Consider the following 14,831-nt stretch of genomic DNA (forward strand, 5'->3'; position numbering starts at 1 on the left):
TTATAGCTATACGCTCATTTGATGAATTGCATGCGAATATTATTCCAATGCAAAACTATTTAGGTGCTATCACCATCATCATTTGCCGGCCTTCAAGCTTTGGCTCCAATTCGATTTTGGCAATTTCACTTGTATCTTCTTTTACACGCTGAAGAAGCTTTAATCCAAGATCTTGGTGAGCCATCTCACGACCACGAAAACGCAAAGTAATCTTTACTTTATCACCATGATCAATAAAGCGATGAACAGCCTTGAGTTTAACTCCATAATCATGGACATCAACATTTGGGCGCATCTTAATCTCTTTGATTTCGATGACTTTTTGCTTCTTACGTGTTTCAGCAGCTTTTTTTTGGGTTTGATATTTTAATTTTCCCAAATCGATGATTTTACATACAGGTGGCTCCGCATTTGGTACAATTTCAACCAAATCAAGTCCCGCATCTGCAGCCATAGCAAGAGCTTCTTGTATCGCAACAACTCCCTGATGTTGTCCCTCATCATTGATAAGCTGAACATGAGGTACCCGAATATCCTGATTTGAACGTGGTCCGTCTTTTTGGGTAGGTGTCATTTTAAACGGTTTACGAATGGTTTATGCTCCTTAAATTTTGATTCAACTACAGTTAATTTAATATACAATTATGTACCTAAAAACAACTATAATTCGTGTTATTTTCATTATTTGATTTATTACTTTTTGGAATGATTTAGATTATAAAAGTTTTTCTCTTAATTTAAAGAAATTGTTTTATAGAGGATAAAAAATCATGGATCAAAATATTCCTTGTCAGTTTTTTTCATTTGAGAACACCGCACTTGCAGTACGCTATCGCAAGGGGCGCCAATCTCCAGGTTTGGTTTGGCTTCCTGGCTATCAATCCGATATGTTAGGAAGTAAGGCAACGTTAGTTGATCAGTTTGCTCAGAAGAATGATTTGTCTTGTTTACGTTTTGATTATTCTGGACATGGAGAATCTGAAGGTGATTTTTTTCAAGGAACAATTTCGCGTTGGGTTAAGGAAAGTTTAGCGACTTTTGAAACCTATTGTGAGGGTCCACAAATTTTGATTGGTTCCTCTATGGGGGGGTGGATTGCGCTAAGGCTTGCAATGATGCTAGCACAGAAAAATAAGAAGCTTGCTGGCATGATATTGATTGCTCCAGCACCTGATTTTACACAAACATTGGTGGAACCAAAATTAGGCCCAGAAGAATGGAAGATTTTGGAGGAGAAAGGCTATATTGAACGACCTGCAGTTGATGATACAGAGCCAATGCCCTTTACAAAAACATTGATTGAAGATGGGCGCGAAAATTGTGTTATGAAAGGATGCATTGATGTTGGATGTCCAGTCCATATTCTACAAGGGATGGAAGATGAAGATATCCCCTATCAGCATACATTGACTTTACTTGATCATTTACCTCTCCATGATGTAACATTGACACTTGTTCGTGATGCGGATCATCGCTTTTCTCGTCCACAAGATTTAGATTGCCTTGAAACAGTATTGAGATCTTTTATTAATCAGATTAATGCAAAGTAAGGGGTACATTTATTGATGAAGATAAAAATATATGAGCATTTCTAAACAGCATTTTATTTTTTCTGAGCGCTCTGTACCTGTACGGGTGCGGGAAAATAAGTATGCGCGCCGTCTTACCTTACGTATTGATGCCAGAAGTCAGGAGATTTGTGTAACAACACCACCAGCAATAAATCTCTATGCGGTTGAAAATTTTATTGAAAAGCATCGATCTTGGATTGAGGCACGTCTTGCTCATGTACAAATCTCTCATAAAAATGCTTATCTCAAAGAGGGGGCGACAATTCCCTTATTGGGTGTTTCTCATACCATAAAGCATAGAGAGGGACGTGGGGTAACAGAAATCATTACAGCAGATGCGGAGCAAGGGCCTGAAATTATTGTTTATGGTCAATTAGAATATCTCCCAAGACGCATTGCTGACGTTTTGAAAAAACAAGCGGCGCTTATTATAACGCCTTTGGTGGCACATTATGCTCATCAGGTAGAGCGTAAAGTCAAATCCATTTGTTATAAAGATACGAGAAGTCGTTGGGGCTCTTGTTCAATCGATAAGCGTCTTTCTTTTTCTTGGCGCCTTATTATGGCACCAAAAGAAGTTGTTGAGTATGTTGTTGCCCATGAAGTTGCTCATCTTGTTGAAATGAATCATGGGCCAAGATTTTGGGCTCTTTGTGAAGAGCTATGTCCTGATAGTAAAACATATCGTGCTTGGTTGAAAGAAAATGCTCCTAGACTGCATGCAATTAATTTTGATTCATATAATTTAGAGGCGTAAAAAACTTTCAAATGAAGGCAATATTTAACGGAACTTTTTGTTGAGTGTTTTGTTGAGTGTGTGCTTGCTCATGTATAATGAGGAAGCCATTGAAGCTCTCAGCACGATTGTTCTCCCCTGCTTGGTTTGCTGAGTGTCTTCAATGTTTTGCTTTATCTTTTTTGTAATTCAGCGTAATAACCCTAAGTTCCGATGACTTATAAAAAATGGGAAGGTTTTTTATGTCTGTTCTTACAGATCCACTTCAGCTATTACAGGCACTTATTCGTTGTCCTTCTGTTACACCTCATGAAGCAGGGGCTTTATCAACTTTGGAACAATTTTTGAAAAAAATGGGATTTCACGTCGATCGCCCTGTTTTTACGGATAAAAATACAGATAATGTTGAAAATCTTTATGCAAAAATGGGGAGTGAAGGACCCCATCTTATGTTTGCGGGTCATACGGATGTCGTACCGCCAGGTGCATTGGAAGATTGGACTTACCCACCTTTTGAAGCTGTTATAGATCAGGGGAAATTATATGGGCGGGGTGCTGTTGATATGAAGGGTGGTATCGCTTGTTTTATTGCGGCTCTAGCGCGAGTTCTTGAGAAACGACCCATTAAAGGAAGGGTAAGCCTTTTAATTACTGGTGACGAAGAGGGGCCTGCTGTTAATGGTACGGTAAAACTTCTCAAATGGGCAGAAAAAAAAGGCGAAAAATGGACTGCGGCTCTTGTGGGAGAACCAACAAGCGTAAAGACTGTTGGTGATATTATCAAAATTGGTCGCCGCGGATCGATTTCTGGTGTCATTACCGTGAAGGGTCGTCAAGGTCATGTTGCTTTTCCAGAGAGGGCTGCCAATCCCTTGCCTTTGGCAAGTAAGCTTATTCAAGCATTGACACAAATCGTCTTAGATAAAGGGACAGAAAATTTTCAACCCAGTAATTTAGAGCTAACAAGCATCGATACCGGTAATTTAGCGGTCAATGTTATCCCAGCGCAGACAACAGTTCATTTTAATATACGCTACAATGATCTTTGGACAAAAGAAACACTGATGAAGGAAATTGAAAAGCGTCTTGCTTTGGTGCAATCAAAAAACAATGGTGATCAATATCCCTCTTATCAGCTTGAATGGATTCCAAGTTTAGGAGATGTTTTTTTGACCAAAAATGATAAACTCATTCAAACTTTATCCAATGCTATTAAAAGTGTAACAGGGAATATACCAGAATGTTCCACTTCTGGTGGTACTTCAGATGCGCGATTTATTAAGGATTATTGCCCAGTGGTTGAATTTGGCTTACCAGGGCAAACGATGCATATGGTAGATGAGTGTGTAGCCCTTGATGCAATGGAAACACTTACTACTATTTATGAGCGTTTTATTATTGAATTTTTTGCATAAAGAAAAGGTTGCTGGTTCAAAAATACCTTTATCTTGTTGTGCCATAAGATATTGCCATTTATGGTGTGGTGATACGAGACTCGTAAAACTTAATATATTAAGTAGTCTTAGAGTAAGTAATGAATATTCTTAAGTTGGGATTCTTGCCTGTAGAGTCTTTAAGTTAAGTGAATTACATAATTAAAAAGCCAAAAGAGACCTGCTTGAAGAAGCAGAACTGTTTAGACCATATTGGATTGAAAATATTCGTTCTTTAAGGTGTAGAAAGGCGGTGCAATCATATATGGAAAACAATGAATATTATATCATCATTGTGTAGTGACAGGTTGAAGCCATGAAGACACACAAAAACATGCTGCTATTGTAAAAAGTTCGTACAACATAAATGCGCTCATTCACAGCTCATGTTTTAATATGGTTTCTGAGCTCTCACAAAAGGCACTTCTTGTTCCAATTAGACTCTCTTAGAATAAAGACTATAGGAAAAGCGCTTTAAGTTTATTTTATTTCATATATTTTGCTCTGCTTTTTTTGTCCCCAAGAACTTCCGTTGCAATATCATTACGAGATAGAAGGTGAGGTTATTTAATCAGCTTTAATATTGGTTATGATAAAGGTACACAGAAATTCTTTTGTAGCATCACGTTGACTTCTTTAGCCAAGGATTGTCCTAGTATTATTCTCAATTTTTTAATTAAATAACTTTAAAGGACGCGTATAGACACTTATAAGCATATACGCATACAAGTAAGATCATATGAGATTAACATCGTTTCACTCGCTAACAAAGCAATACCGATTCATATTTAGTATATTTGTCATTTGAGTGCATTATTTGTTTAGTAAAGCTCATGATGTTGCTGTTACCTATAAATTAATACCGATCATACGGCTGCGTATCTCAAATAAATATTGGTTCAGTATTTTTTGCGATAACAGCTTTTACATGCCAGAATAGGATAAAAGCATTGTGTATATCTATTTTTTATAATCTCTGAAACAGACATACAACCACAACCTGATTGAGGGGAAATATAAAGGTATAAAGGTGAAAATCAGCGTTCTTTTTTACTTTCTCTTTTATTCAGCTTTACGGTTTTCAAAATTATCTAGAGTAATATCTTTTTAAATAATCAGAAATTGATGCATGGTTTCATGTTTATTTCTCTGGTTCTTTTAATGGTGGCACGATTTCATAAAGAAAAAATACATTATCGTATTATGCATTCACGTACTTGTTTTAAAGAAATTTTCTCAATGTTTGTCACATTTGTGCTACTACGGTGCTTATGAATGTTGTAATATAAAATCTATAATGCCTCCCCATCTTTATGTTTATGAAAAATAAAGTTAGAGCACCATACACTTTCTAGCTCAAAATATTGCAATAGCTTTTAGCACTTAAGAGTGTTCATAAGAGGCCTTTTTACTCCTTTTTTATGGTTTTTATCCACATGCTTCTCTATTTTTAAGGTGTAAGCAAATGGCGATAACTAACTTGCTATAAATAGTTTTGAAATGAGAGAATCTCACAATATTCTAGTCTCACCTTGCTATGAAAAATGATAATTATGATTAAAATAAGTATGTTGTTATAAAAACTTTAATTTGCGAGTTGGCTGATGATGTGATCAAGAACAATACGTCCTTTGGCTGTTGCTTTTAAGCGTTGGTTATCGACCATTTCTATCAATTCTTGGTGTTGTAACTCGATCAGTTTTTCCATAGGGATGCGTTTGGGACTTAAGGTTTCATAGCGTATAAGTTCTAAGCCTTCGCAAAGGCGTAATCCCATAAGGAGCATTTCATTTGCCTGTTGTTCAGTGGTTAAATGTTCCGTTTCAATACAGCCATGTCCTGTTGTTTCTACCAAATTAAGCCACTGTTCGGGATGCTTTTCATTTATTGTGACATAACGTTCGCGGTTTTCAAGGTGTGATGACAATGTTTTTGAACAGAAAGAGGAATGATTCGGTGTATGCTCAATGAAACGTCCATGTGCTCCTGGACCAAAGCCTGCATATTGGTGATAACGCCAATAAAGAAGATTGTGTGCTGATTCGGCACCGGGCATTGCATGGTTTGAGATTTCATAGGCAGGAAGTCCATGTAGTGCCGTTATTTCTTGAGTAAGATGATACAGATCTGCTGCTAGCTCTGATGGGGGAAGGATAAGTCTTCCTGCATCATGAAGGCGTTTAAAGGCGGTTCCTTCTTCGATCGTCAATTGATAAAGAGAAAGATGGTCCGCTGCTAAATCAATTGCTTGTACAAGTTCAGATTTCCATTGTTCAAGGGTTTGTTCGGGGCGGGCATAAATGAGATCAAAAGATAAACGTGGAAAAATTTGCCGTGCTAAAGTAATAGCGCAAAGAGCTTGTTCCACATTATGGAGTCGGCCAAGTTTGCGCAATACTTTATCATTGAGCGCTTGTATCCCTAGAGATAAGCGATTAACACCTGCCGCACGGTATCCACGAAAGCGTTCTGCTTCCACACTGGATGGATTAGCTTCTAATGTAATTTCAACTTTATCATCGACTACCCATTTTTTTGCAAGTGCTTGCAATAGGGCATCGACAGTTTGCGGCTCCATAAGGGAAGGGGTTCCTCCACCAATAAAAATACTTGTAATATGGCGTGGGCCTATTTTGTGGTATTGCGTTTCTATTTCGCGCTTAAAGGCGGTGACAAAACGTGGTTGATCAACACCATGGATGCGAACATGCGAATTAAAGTCACAATAAGGACATTTAGCTACACAAAAGGGCCAATGAATGTAAATGCCAAAAGGTTCATTCATGAGAATGCTAAAAGGTTTTCTGCCAAAAGTTTGAAAGCACGTGCGCGATGTGAAAGAGGGGGAATATCATTACGTTTCCAGTTGTGTTTTTGCTCTGTTGACATTTCTCCAAAGGTAGTTTCACATCCATCGGGTAAAAAAATAGGATCAAAACCAAAGCCTTTATCTCCCCGTGGAGGCCAAATGAACGTTCCTTCAACGCATCCGCGGAAGTAATCTGCATGAGCATCAGGCCATGCAATGCAAATGACGGATATAAAACGGCATTTCCGTTGACTTTTTTCTCGTGCTCCGACTTTTTGGAGTTCATTTTCTATTTTTTTCATAGCTTTTGGAAAATTACGTGTACCATCGGCTTGAATTGCCCAATCAGCGGTATAAACGCCTGGCGCACCCTCCAATGCATCTACTTCTAAGCCTGAATCATCAGAGAGGGCAGGAAGTCCTGTTTTTTTTGCTGCTGAAAAAGCTTTAATATAAGCATTTTCTTCAAATGTTTTTCCCGTTTCTTTTGGTTCTGGCAAGCCCAGTTCTTTTGCCGATTGTATTATTAAACCGAAAGGCGTAATTAAAGTAGTGATTTCATGCAATTTTCCGGTGTTATGTGTAGCAATGACAAGTTTTTTATCTGCTATGCTTCTCATATAGATTTCTCCAAAAATGAAAGGGGAATTATTTTTGTGCTAAAAAACGGTTTAAATGCTCATACACACACATTCTGCTTGCTCTAAAGGGTGAAATTTTCTATTTACAGCGGTTTTTAATCAAGCTAGATTTTCTTGACAAGTCCCTACAGCAGACCACTTTACAGATCAATTCTTAATCTTAAATATTTCTCACACACTCTAACAAAAATATTTCCTGCGTAATTTATCAAGCATTACTCTGAAAGGTAGCATTTTACAGCTCAATAGGATAATATGTTTTTATACTACTTTAGACTATTTGACCAAACCTTGGCAAAACTTATATAAGAGATGAGGATTTTAAAAGTAGTGAAACAATTGTGATGAAGCACAAAACTATTGATAATGAACTAAAATATCTTGATGAACGTTCGCGTGATATTTTTCGCCATATTGTTGAAGCTTATCTTAATGATGGTGAACCTGTAGGATCACGTAATCTTTCGCGGCTTTTACAACAGACATTATCGCCTGCGACGATTCGCAATGTGATGAGTGATCTTGAACATCTCGGTTTGATTTATGCACCACATGTTTCTGCGGGTCGAATGCCAACACAATCAGGTTTACGCTTTTTTGTTGATGCATTTATGGAAGCGGGTGATTTGCCAAACGAAGAGCGAGAAAATATTGAAATGCAAGTCAAAGAGGCTGGTCATGCACAATCGATTGAACATTTTCTTGTTCAAGCAAGCCGAGTTCTTTCAGATCTTTCACGTGGGGCAGGGCTTGTTTTAGCAACAAAACAAGAAGGAACATTGAAACATATTGAATTTGTGCGCCTTGATAGGGAGCATGCTCTTGCCGTTTTGGTGACTCAACAAGGTGAAGTTGAAAATCGTATTGTTCATTTACCGGAAGGGGTTACTCATGCACAATTGACGGAAGCAACGAATTTTCTCAATGCCCATATCCAAGGGCGTACATTGAGTGAAGCTAAAGGGGAAATTGCCCGCTTATGCGCAGAAACACGGGCTGCACTTGATGATTTATCGCATCATCTTGTTGAAACGGGATTAGCTCTTTGGGGAGGAGAAGGTGCTGATCATAAAATACACCTCATTGTTCGCGGGCGTAGCAATTTACTTGAAGATGTGAAAGCAGAAGAAGATTTAGAACGATTACGCCATTTGTTTGATGATCTTGAAACGCGTGAAAGTATGGCACAACTTCTCGATTTAACGGATGAAGGTTCTGGGGTTAGAATTTTTATTGGTTCAGAAAATAAGTTATTTTCACTTTCTGGTTCTTCTTTAGTTGTAGCACCTTATCGTGATTCACAACAAAGAGTCATTGGTGCTTTAGGTGTTATTGGTCCTACACGGCTTAATTATGCAAGGATCGTGCCCATGGTTGATTATACAGCTCAACTTGTGTCACAGTTATTGCGTTAAAACGATGCAAGTAAGTATTTGTACTATAAAAGCTCATTGTATTATATACATCGATACCCCTTGATTTTTGTCTGTAGAATTTCGATATCGAGAATAACGAATCTTATGAAGGAATAAAATTTTTATGTCTGATGAAAAAAACAAATTTACTGACGCTTCATTTGAAAATTGTGATTTAAAAAATCCAGCTGATCGTAATACACTTAAACAGGCAGCCGATGAATTTTTAAAAACACATAAAACAGAGGAACACGAAGTCGTTGAAACAGAAAGCAATGAGGTTAGTGATCTTTTAGCGTCTTTGCAGGATGAAAATAAAGAACTGAAAGATCAGCTTTTACGTCTTGTTGCAGATATGGAAAATCTTCGACGCCGTACTATGCGAGATGTGGCGGATGCAAGAGCTTATTCCATTGCTAATTTTGCACGGGATATGTTATCGGTTTCTGACAATCTCAATCGTGCTTTGGAAGCTATTCCAGAAGGTGCACGGGAGAGTGATGCTGGTTTGAAATCATTGGCAGAAGGCGTTGAAATGACTGAACGTGCCATGATGGCAGCATTAGAACGTCATGGGGTGCAAAAAATTCATCCAGAGGGGCAAAAATTTGATCCTCACTTTCATCAAGCGATGTTTGAAATTCCCAATGCTGATGTTCCAGATAATACTGTTCAACAAGTGGTTCAGGCAGGTTATATTATCGGGGAAAGGGTGTTACGTCCAGCTATAGTGGGTGTAGCCAAAGGAGGAGCAAAAGAAACTTCTGTTGAAGATGATTCGGCTTAAAACACATCAATAACAAACCTCTATCGTAAAATGCAGTATTCCCTGCAGTTTCATATATATAGGGTCTTTTCTCAAAGAGTTTTTAAAGGGTGTGACAAACACCCTTTTATTTTTGAAGTGGCCAATTTCCTTTTACAACATACACGGCATCGCTTGAGGGAAATGGCGATGAAAATAAAACAAAATGATCAACCTCAAAAGGAGGAAATGAAAAATTCCTTCGAAAGAACAGATAAGGAACAAGGTCTTCAGGTTTAGTATCAAGCAGTCGCGCAATAGTAATATGTGGAGTAAATTCTCTTTCATCAGGTGTTAGACCTAAATGGCTACGGATAGATTGCATCTTTTCGTGTAGAAGATTGAGAGCTTTACAAGGTTTAATGCGAATAACAAGAGAGGGGGCAGTATTTTCTGAACCAAAAATATCAAAACCATCTATTTGTAGCATAAAAGGAGAGAGCTTTATTGTGTCAAAGGCGTGCATAAGTATATCTGCGGTAGAACTTTCAACTTTGCCAAAAAAAGATAAGGTGACATGAAAATTTTGCGAATTAATCCACTGCGTATTTGGTAAGCCACTTTGCAACGACACAAGTTGTTGTGTTGTTTGTTGAGGAATTTGAAGGGCACTAAATAGACGACCCACAATATTACCTCTTTACAATGAAAAGATGCCACTCCAAGCACAATGATAGATAACGAGAGTGAGTTGTCTACCACAGAACATAAGGCAATAGTATAGAAAAATAATGTTTAAAAAATGCTTACCATAATTATGAATATACACAGCTTATTTGTTTTAAGAAAATGGTTATGATATTGATAAGAATTGCGTTTTCAGGATCTGTATCACAATGATGTGCAATGGAAGATTACTTGTGTATTATAAAGGCTACAAAGTTAGCAGAAAATAAGAAAAGTTGATAGATTTTTGATGTGCGAAATTATTTTGACATTTATCTTTAGCCTAAAATAAAGCATACTTTAATACAAGGTAAAGAGTTCTCTTTTCTGTAAAAATTTAATTATATGATTAAGTCGGGGAATAGCCATAATACGCAAAACTATTCAAATTGGTCAAATAATGTTAGGAAAGGAAGAAAAAAATCGAGCATAACAAAATTACTATAAGCTTTTACATTTATGATAATTATGCCAATCTATAATGGATATGAATATTGGTATAAAAGCGGGAAGAGAAATTAAAATTCAAAATAATGATGGAAAGTTCCTATTTTCTAAGAATTATCATCTTTGTTTATGATGAAAAAGCACTAGTTTTCCTCTCCAAAGTTGTTATTGATGAGCTTTTCAAGAGCATTAAGAGCATCTGTTGCTTCTGGTCCTGAAACACGAATGGTGAGGTTGCAACCGGATGAAGCCGCTAGCATCATAAGTCCCATAATTGATGATCCGCCAACAATTTTCCCGTCCTTTTCAACTTCAACAGTAACATTAAAATTGTCAACAGTTTGTACAAATTTTGCAGAAGCACGTGCATGCAACCCACGTTTATTACAGATATTGAAATGACGACTTATACATGGGAGGGTATCTTTGGAAAACATTGGTATTTTATTATCCGCTATAAAATCATACTTGGTACATTAATATATTTACGCCCTGCTTCTTGTGCTATTCTTAACGCGTCTGATAATGAAATATCAGGACATTTGCGAATAGAAATCAGTTTAATAAGCATGGGCAAATTAACACCCGCAATCATTTCAACGCGTCCTTTTTCAATAGCAGGAATAGCTATATTTGATGGTGTTCCACCGAACACATCTGTTAATATGATGACGCCATGATCCGTATCTGTATCGGTTACTGCGGCTATAATATCACCTCGGCGCTGATCTATATCGTCATCGGGATAAACGCATATTGTTGCGAACTTTTCTTGTACTCCAACAACATGTTCCACGGCATGTAAAAATTCGACAGCCAGCTCACCGTGCGTTACAAGCACGAGTCCAATCATTTACGCAAACTCCTGTTAACTAATAAGACCCAACCATAGTTGGTGGGAAAGACATTGTACAAGGCTTTATCTTGCTGCCAAGAAAAATTTGCAAAAAAAAGGCAAAAATTGTGATTTTTTTATCTTTAGAAAAAATTAGACAGATTTTTGCCATATTTTTCTAAACAAAAATGCTTCAATAGCTTGACAAATGGCTGTACAATCGGCTTCACGAAGAGAGGGAAGTTTTAAAAGAGGAATGTGCAAATTTTCAAATTGAAAAGTTTTATTTGTGGAAAAACGTTCATATTCCGGACCGAGAAAAATAACACAATCGATAGTTGTGTGCTTTTCAAATTCTATCATATAAAGACCAACGCCACGAATCTCGATGCCGCCCTCTAAATTATCAGGAGTGTATCCGTGAAGCTTTCCATTTTCCGCACGCAACATTGTATAATCATCACTGATAAGCTTCGCTTCACGTTTTGACCACTCAGCGCGGTCAAGCAAAGAAAGGGTGATGGTTGATTTTCCTGATCCGGATGGACCTATAATTAACAGCCCCTTGCCGCCTAGTTGAAGGCAATTTGCGTGGAGTATTTCACATTTTGTTTTCATGTTTTTTACTTTGGATAAAAGATTTATTTAGCAAGCGGAAGCATAATAGTAAAACGTGCACCAGTTTTACACTTCCCAAGTGTAGGATCAATAATATTTTCGGCTGTAATTGTCCCATTATGAGCCTCTATGATTTGCCGACTAATAGAAAGGCCAAGTCCAGAGTTTTGTCCAAAAGCATCTTCATTTGGTCGATCTGTGTAAAAACGTTCAAAAATGCGTTCAATATTTTCTGAACGAATACCTGGGCCATTATCTTCAATGGTTAAAATAAGGGTTGAAGCATGGCTTTTCATAGTAATGCAAATTTTGCCACGATTCCGAGGAATAAAAGAACGCGCATTTTCAAGAAGATTTGAAATCACTTGTCCTAAACGAAGTTCATGTCCCAATACAAGATAAGCTTTTCCATGAGGACGTGGGACAATATTAAGGCTTATATCAATAGTTTGCGTATTACGATACACTTCCTGAACAGCATGAACAAGACTTTCCAAAAGCGGTGTCATATCAACAATCTCTGCGGTTTCTCGTGCAAGCTCTGCATCGAGTCGCGATGCATCAGAAATATCTGTAATCAACCGATCAAGGCGGCGCACATCATGTTGAATAATTTCCAGCAATTTTTCTTGTGCTTCTTCATTTTTAGCCAGAGGGAGCGTTTCAACAGCACTGCGTAGGGAGGTGAGAGGATTTTTTAATTCGTGGCTTACATCAGCAGCAAAACGTTCAATGGCTTCAATACGCATATAAAGGGCATTGGTCATATCACGAATAGAAGTTGAAAGGTGACCAATTTCATCTTCACGCATTGAAAAATCAGGAATTTCTACACGCTGATTATTGCCATTACGCACTCGATTAGCCGAGGCAGATAATTTACTTAATGGATGGGCAATCGTATGGGCCAAAAAGAGAGAAAGAACCAAAAGTACGCTACCTACAACGGCAAAAACTTTAAAGATAACCAGTCTTTCGCCTTTTACAATGTTATCAATATCGGAACCAGTGGTTGAAAGAAGAAGAGCTCCAACCACTGCGCGATAGCGTTGAACAGGAACGGCAACAGAAACAATTAATTGCCCTTGTCTGTTGCGTCTTTTAGCCGTAGCAAGAGATCCGTTTAATGCGCGGTACACTTCTGGATAAGCAATACCACTGGTTTTTGTTTGTTCTCTGTCAAGAGCAATACCTTTGCCATAAAATGCGCTTGAATACCATGAAGTAAGGCGATCCCACATGTTTTGTTCTGTTTTAAGTGGGGGTAAATCATAACTAAAAACTTCTCCACTAGAATAAAGAACGCGCGAATCAAGAAGGAGAGTAGCATCACGATCATAGATACGTGCTCTTGTCGTTTTAGGTGTAATAAGACGCCGTAAAAGAGGGGCAACTTGCTCAGGGTTAATAGGAAAATCCCAAGAATCGGTTGATTGAGGAGCGGGTGTAACGCTTTCACCAGTCTGTAACTCTAAGAGTTTTTGAGGGTCAATGAGGATAGAATTTGTATCTACTGTTGCAGAAGCAGCAATAGCCCCAGCAATAATTTTTCCTTGGGTACATAAACTTTTGATTTTTGCTTCAATTAAACCATCGCGAAATTGGTTAAGGTATAAAATGCCTGTAACTAAAACGGCAAGAGCAGCAATGTTTAATATAACAATGCGACGTGTGAGGCTGGAAAAAAGCAATTGTCTAAAGAGACGTTGTGTTCGAAGATGCAAACGAGCGAACATAAGAAATGGCGTTGAGGATGTACCATTAATGGTTGTTTTTTGTAAAGTTTCCAGTTGAGAATTGTCTGTCATCGATTTGATTGCCATTCAAATTTTTGCGACAAAGTAGTTTTATACCTCGTGGAAACGATAACCTACACCATAAAGTGTTTCAATCATTGCAAAATCATCATCCACTTGTTTAAACTTTTTACGCAGACGTTTAATGTGACTATCAATGGTGCGATCATCTACGTAGACTTGATCACTATAAGCAGCATCCATTAAAGCATCACGACTTTTTACAACTCCTGGTCTTTGTGCTAAGGTTTGCAGAATCAAAAATTCCGTAACGGTTAAAATAACAGGTTTATCTTTCCATGTACAGGTGTGGCGTTCTTGATCCATCACAAGATCTCCACGTTTGAGAGAAGAGGTGGAAGAAGTTCCTGTAGAAAGCGGTTGGTTACGTGCATTAGAACGGCGTAAAATAGCTTTCACGCGTTCAATAAGAAGACGTTGGGAGAAAGGTTTAGTAATAAAATCATCAGCTCCCATTTTGAGACCAAATAATTCATCAATTTCATCATCTTTAGAGGTAAGAAAAATAACTGGAAGATCAGATTTTTGACGCAAACGACGCAAAAGTTCCATCCCATCCATTCGGGGCATTTTAATATCAAAAATAGCTAAGTGTGGAGGGTGAAGTGTGAGACCCTTGAGTGCAGATGCTCCATCTGTATAGCTTTCAACCCGATATCCTTCTGTCTCAAGCGCAAAAGATAAAGATGTCAAAATATTGCGATCATCATCAACAAGTACAATCGTTTGTGTGATTGTTGGTGTATCTTTCATGGTTTCTTAGACCTTTCTATTGCTGTGGTAGCAAATTACCCACACTTATTTATATGGGAGTTCATATTTTTTTTGCAAAACAAATATGATACAAATTGTAGCAAAGTAAAAAACCTTTTGTCATTACTGTAAAATCTTGTTTTGCTTTCATAATTTATAATGTTTCTACGTCTATTAAGATCCCTTCATTTGAGAGAAAATTTTTATAAAGGCTTTTTTTATCAAGGTTTATTACAAAGTTTATTATTGTATTTGTCTCATAATTGAACAGATGTAGTTTTGATT

General features: G+C 37.6%; 14 protein-coding genes. 5 read left to right on the top strand and 9 right to left on the bottom strand.

Going from position 1 to position 14,831, the window contains the following annotated elements; genetic code table 11:
* Positions 1-55: 55 nt before the first annotated feature.
* Entirely contained in the window at positions 56-574 is a 519-nt protein-coding gene (gene infC, locus ACFINY_RS01605; protein WP_026500140.1) for a translation initiation factor IF-3, read from the bottom strand.
* 196 nt (positions 575-770) lie between these two features.
* Between infC and ACFINY_RS01610 the strand changes: the two genes are divergently transcribed.
* The 3 genes from ACFINY_RS01610 (at position 771) to dapE (ending at position 3,722) form a co-directional block, all read left to right on the top strand.
* Positions 771-1,550, top strand: coding sequence for an alpha/beta hydrolase (locus ACFINY_RS01610; RefSeq protein ID WP_375612802.1), 780 nt, complete (start codon positions 771-773; stop codon positions 1,548-1,550).
* A 31-nt stretch (positions 1,551-1,581) separates the two neighbouring features.
* Positions 1,582-2,328 (top strand): M48 family metallopeptidase, encoded by a 747-nt coding sequence (locus tag ACFINY_RS01615; protein ID WP_375611379.1) that lies wholly within the window; start codon positions 1,582-1,584, stop codon positions 2,326-2,328.
* 221 nt (positions 2,329-2,549) lie between these two features.
* Positions 2,550-3,722, top strand: coding sequence for a succinyl-diaminopimelate desuccinylase (gene dapE, locus ACFINY_RS01620; RefSeq protein WP_375611380.1), 1,173 nt, complete (start codon positions 2,550-2,552; stop codon positions 3,720-3,722).
* A gap of 1,603 nt (positions 3,723-5,325) precedes the next feature.
* Here the strand turns inward: dapE and hemW are convergent.
* Together hemW and rdgB are read right to left on the bottom strand one after the other, a co-directional pair.
* Positions 5,326-6,525: a radical SAM family heme chaperone HemW gene (hemW, locus tag ACFINY_RS01625; protein WP_375700772.1), complete on the bottom strand. Its 1,200-nt coding sequence runs from the start codon at positions 6,523-6,525 to the stop codon at positions 5,326-5,328.
* Entirely contained in the window at positions 6,522-7,169 is a 648-nt protein-coding gene (rdgB, locus tag ACFINY_RS01630; RefSeq protein WP_375700773.1) for an RdgB/HAM1 family non-canonical purine NTP pyrophosphatase, read from the bottom strand. Before rdgB ends, hemW begins: the two co-directional genes overlap by 4 nt.
* 365 nt (positions 7,170-7,534) lie before the next feature.
* Here rdgB and hrcA point away from each other — a divergent pair, with 365 nt between their 5' ends.
* Positions 7,535-8,605 (top strand): heat-inducible transcriptional repressor HrcA, encoded by a 1,071-nt coding sequence (gene hrcA, locus ACFINY_RS01635; RefSeq protein WP_375700774.1) that lies wholly within the window; start codon positions 7,535-7,537, stop codon positions 8,603-8,605.
* Positions 8,606-8,729: 124 nt separating this feature from the next.
* Positions 8,730-9,392 (top strand): nucleotide exchange factor GrpE, encoded by a 663-nt coding sequence (grpE, locus tag ACFINY_RS01640; RefSeq protein WP_375620861.1) that lies wholly within the window; start codon positions 8,730-8,732, stop codon positions 9,390-9,392.
* A gap of 106 nt (positions 9,393-9,498) precedes the next feature.
* Here grpE and thpR read toward each other — a convergent pair whose 3' ends face one another.
* The 6 genes from thpR to ACFINY_RS01670 all read right to left on the bottom strand — a co-directional run bounded on the left by thpR (position 9,499) and on the right by ACFINY_RS01670 (position 14,546).
* The gene (gene thpR / locus ACFINY_RS01645; protein WP_375620860.1) at positions 9,499-10,038 is read right to left on the bottom strand and encodes an RNA 2',3'-cyclic phosphodiesterase; all 540 of its coding nucleotides are present in this window, start codon (positions 10,036-10,038) and stop codon (positions 9,499-9,501) included.
* 628 nt (positions 10,039-10,666) lie between these two features.
* On the bottom strand, positions 10,667-10,960 hold the full coding sequence (locus tag ACFINY_RS01650) for an HPr family phosphocarrier protein (RefSeq protein WP_012754483.1): 294 nt from the start codon (positions 10,958-10,960) through the stop codon (positions 10,667-10,669).
* 17 nt (positions 10,961-10,977) lie between these two features.
* Positions 10,978-11,376, bottom strand: coding sequence for a PTS sugar transporter subunit IIA (locus tag ACFINY_RS01655; RefSeq protein ID WP_375611386.1), 399 nt, complete (start codon positions 11,374-11,376; stop codon positions 10,978-10,980).
* A 135-nt stretch (positions 11,377-11,511) separates the two neighbouring features.
* A complete protein-coding gene (locus tag ACFINY_RS01660; RefSeq protein ID WP_375611387.1) occupies positions 11,512-11,976 on the bottom strand; it encodes an HPr kinase/phosphatase C-terminal domain-containing protein in 465 nt (154 codons plus the stop codon).
* A 23-nt stretch (positions 11,977-11,999) separates the two neighbouring features.
* On the bottom strand, positions 12,000-13,784 hold the full coding sequence (locus ACFINY_RS01665; RefSeq protein WP_375700775.1) for a stimulus-sensing domain-containing protein: 1,785 nt from the start codon (positions 13,782-13,784) through the stop codon (positions 12,000-12,002).
* Positions 13,785-13,823: 39 nt separating this feature from the next.
* On the bottom strand, positions 13,824-14,546 hold the full coding sequence (locus ACFINY_RS01670) for a response regulator transcription factor (RefSeq protein WP_005774392.1): 723 nt from the start codon (positions 14,544-14,546) through the stop codon (positions 13,824-13,826).
* Positions 14,547-14,831: the final 285 nt, after the last annotated feature.

The sequence above is a fragment of the Bartonella sp. AA23NXGY genome (assembly GCF_042197165.1).
In the GTDB taxonomy this organism is placed as follows: domain Bacteria; phylum Pseudomonadota; class Alphaproteobacteria; order Rhizobiales; family Rhizobiaceae; genus Bartonella.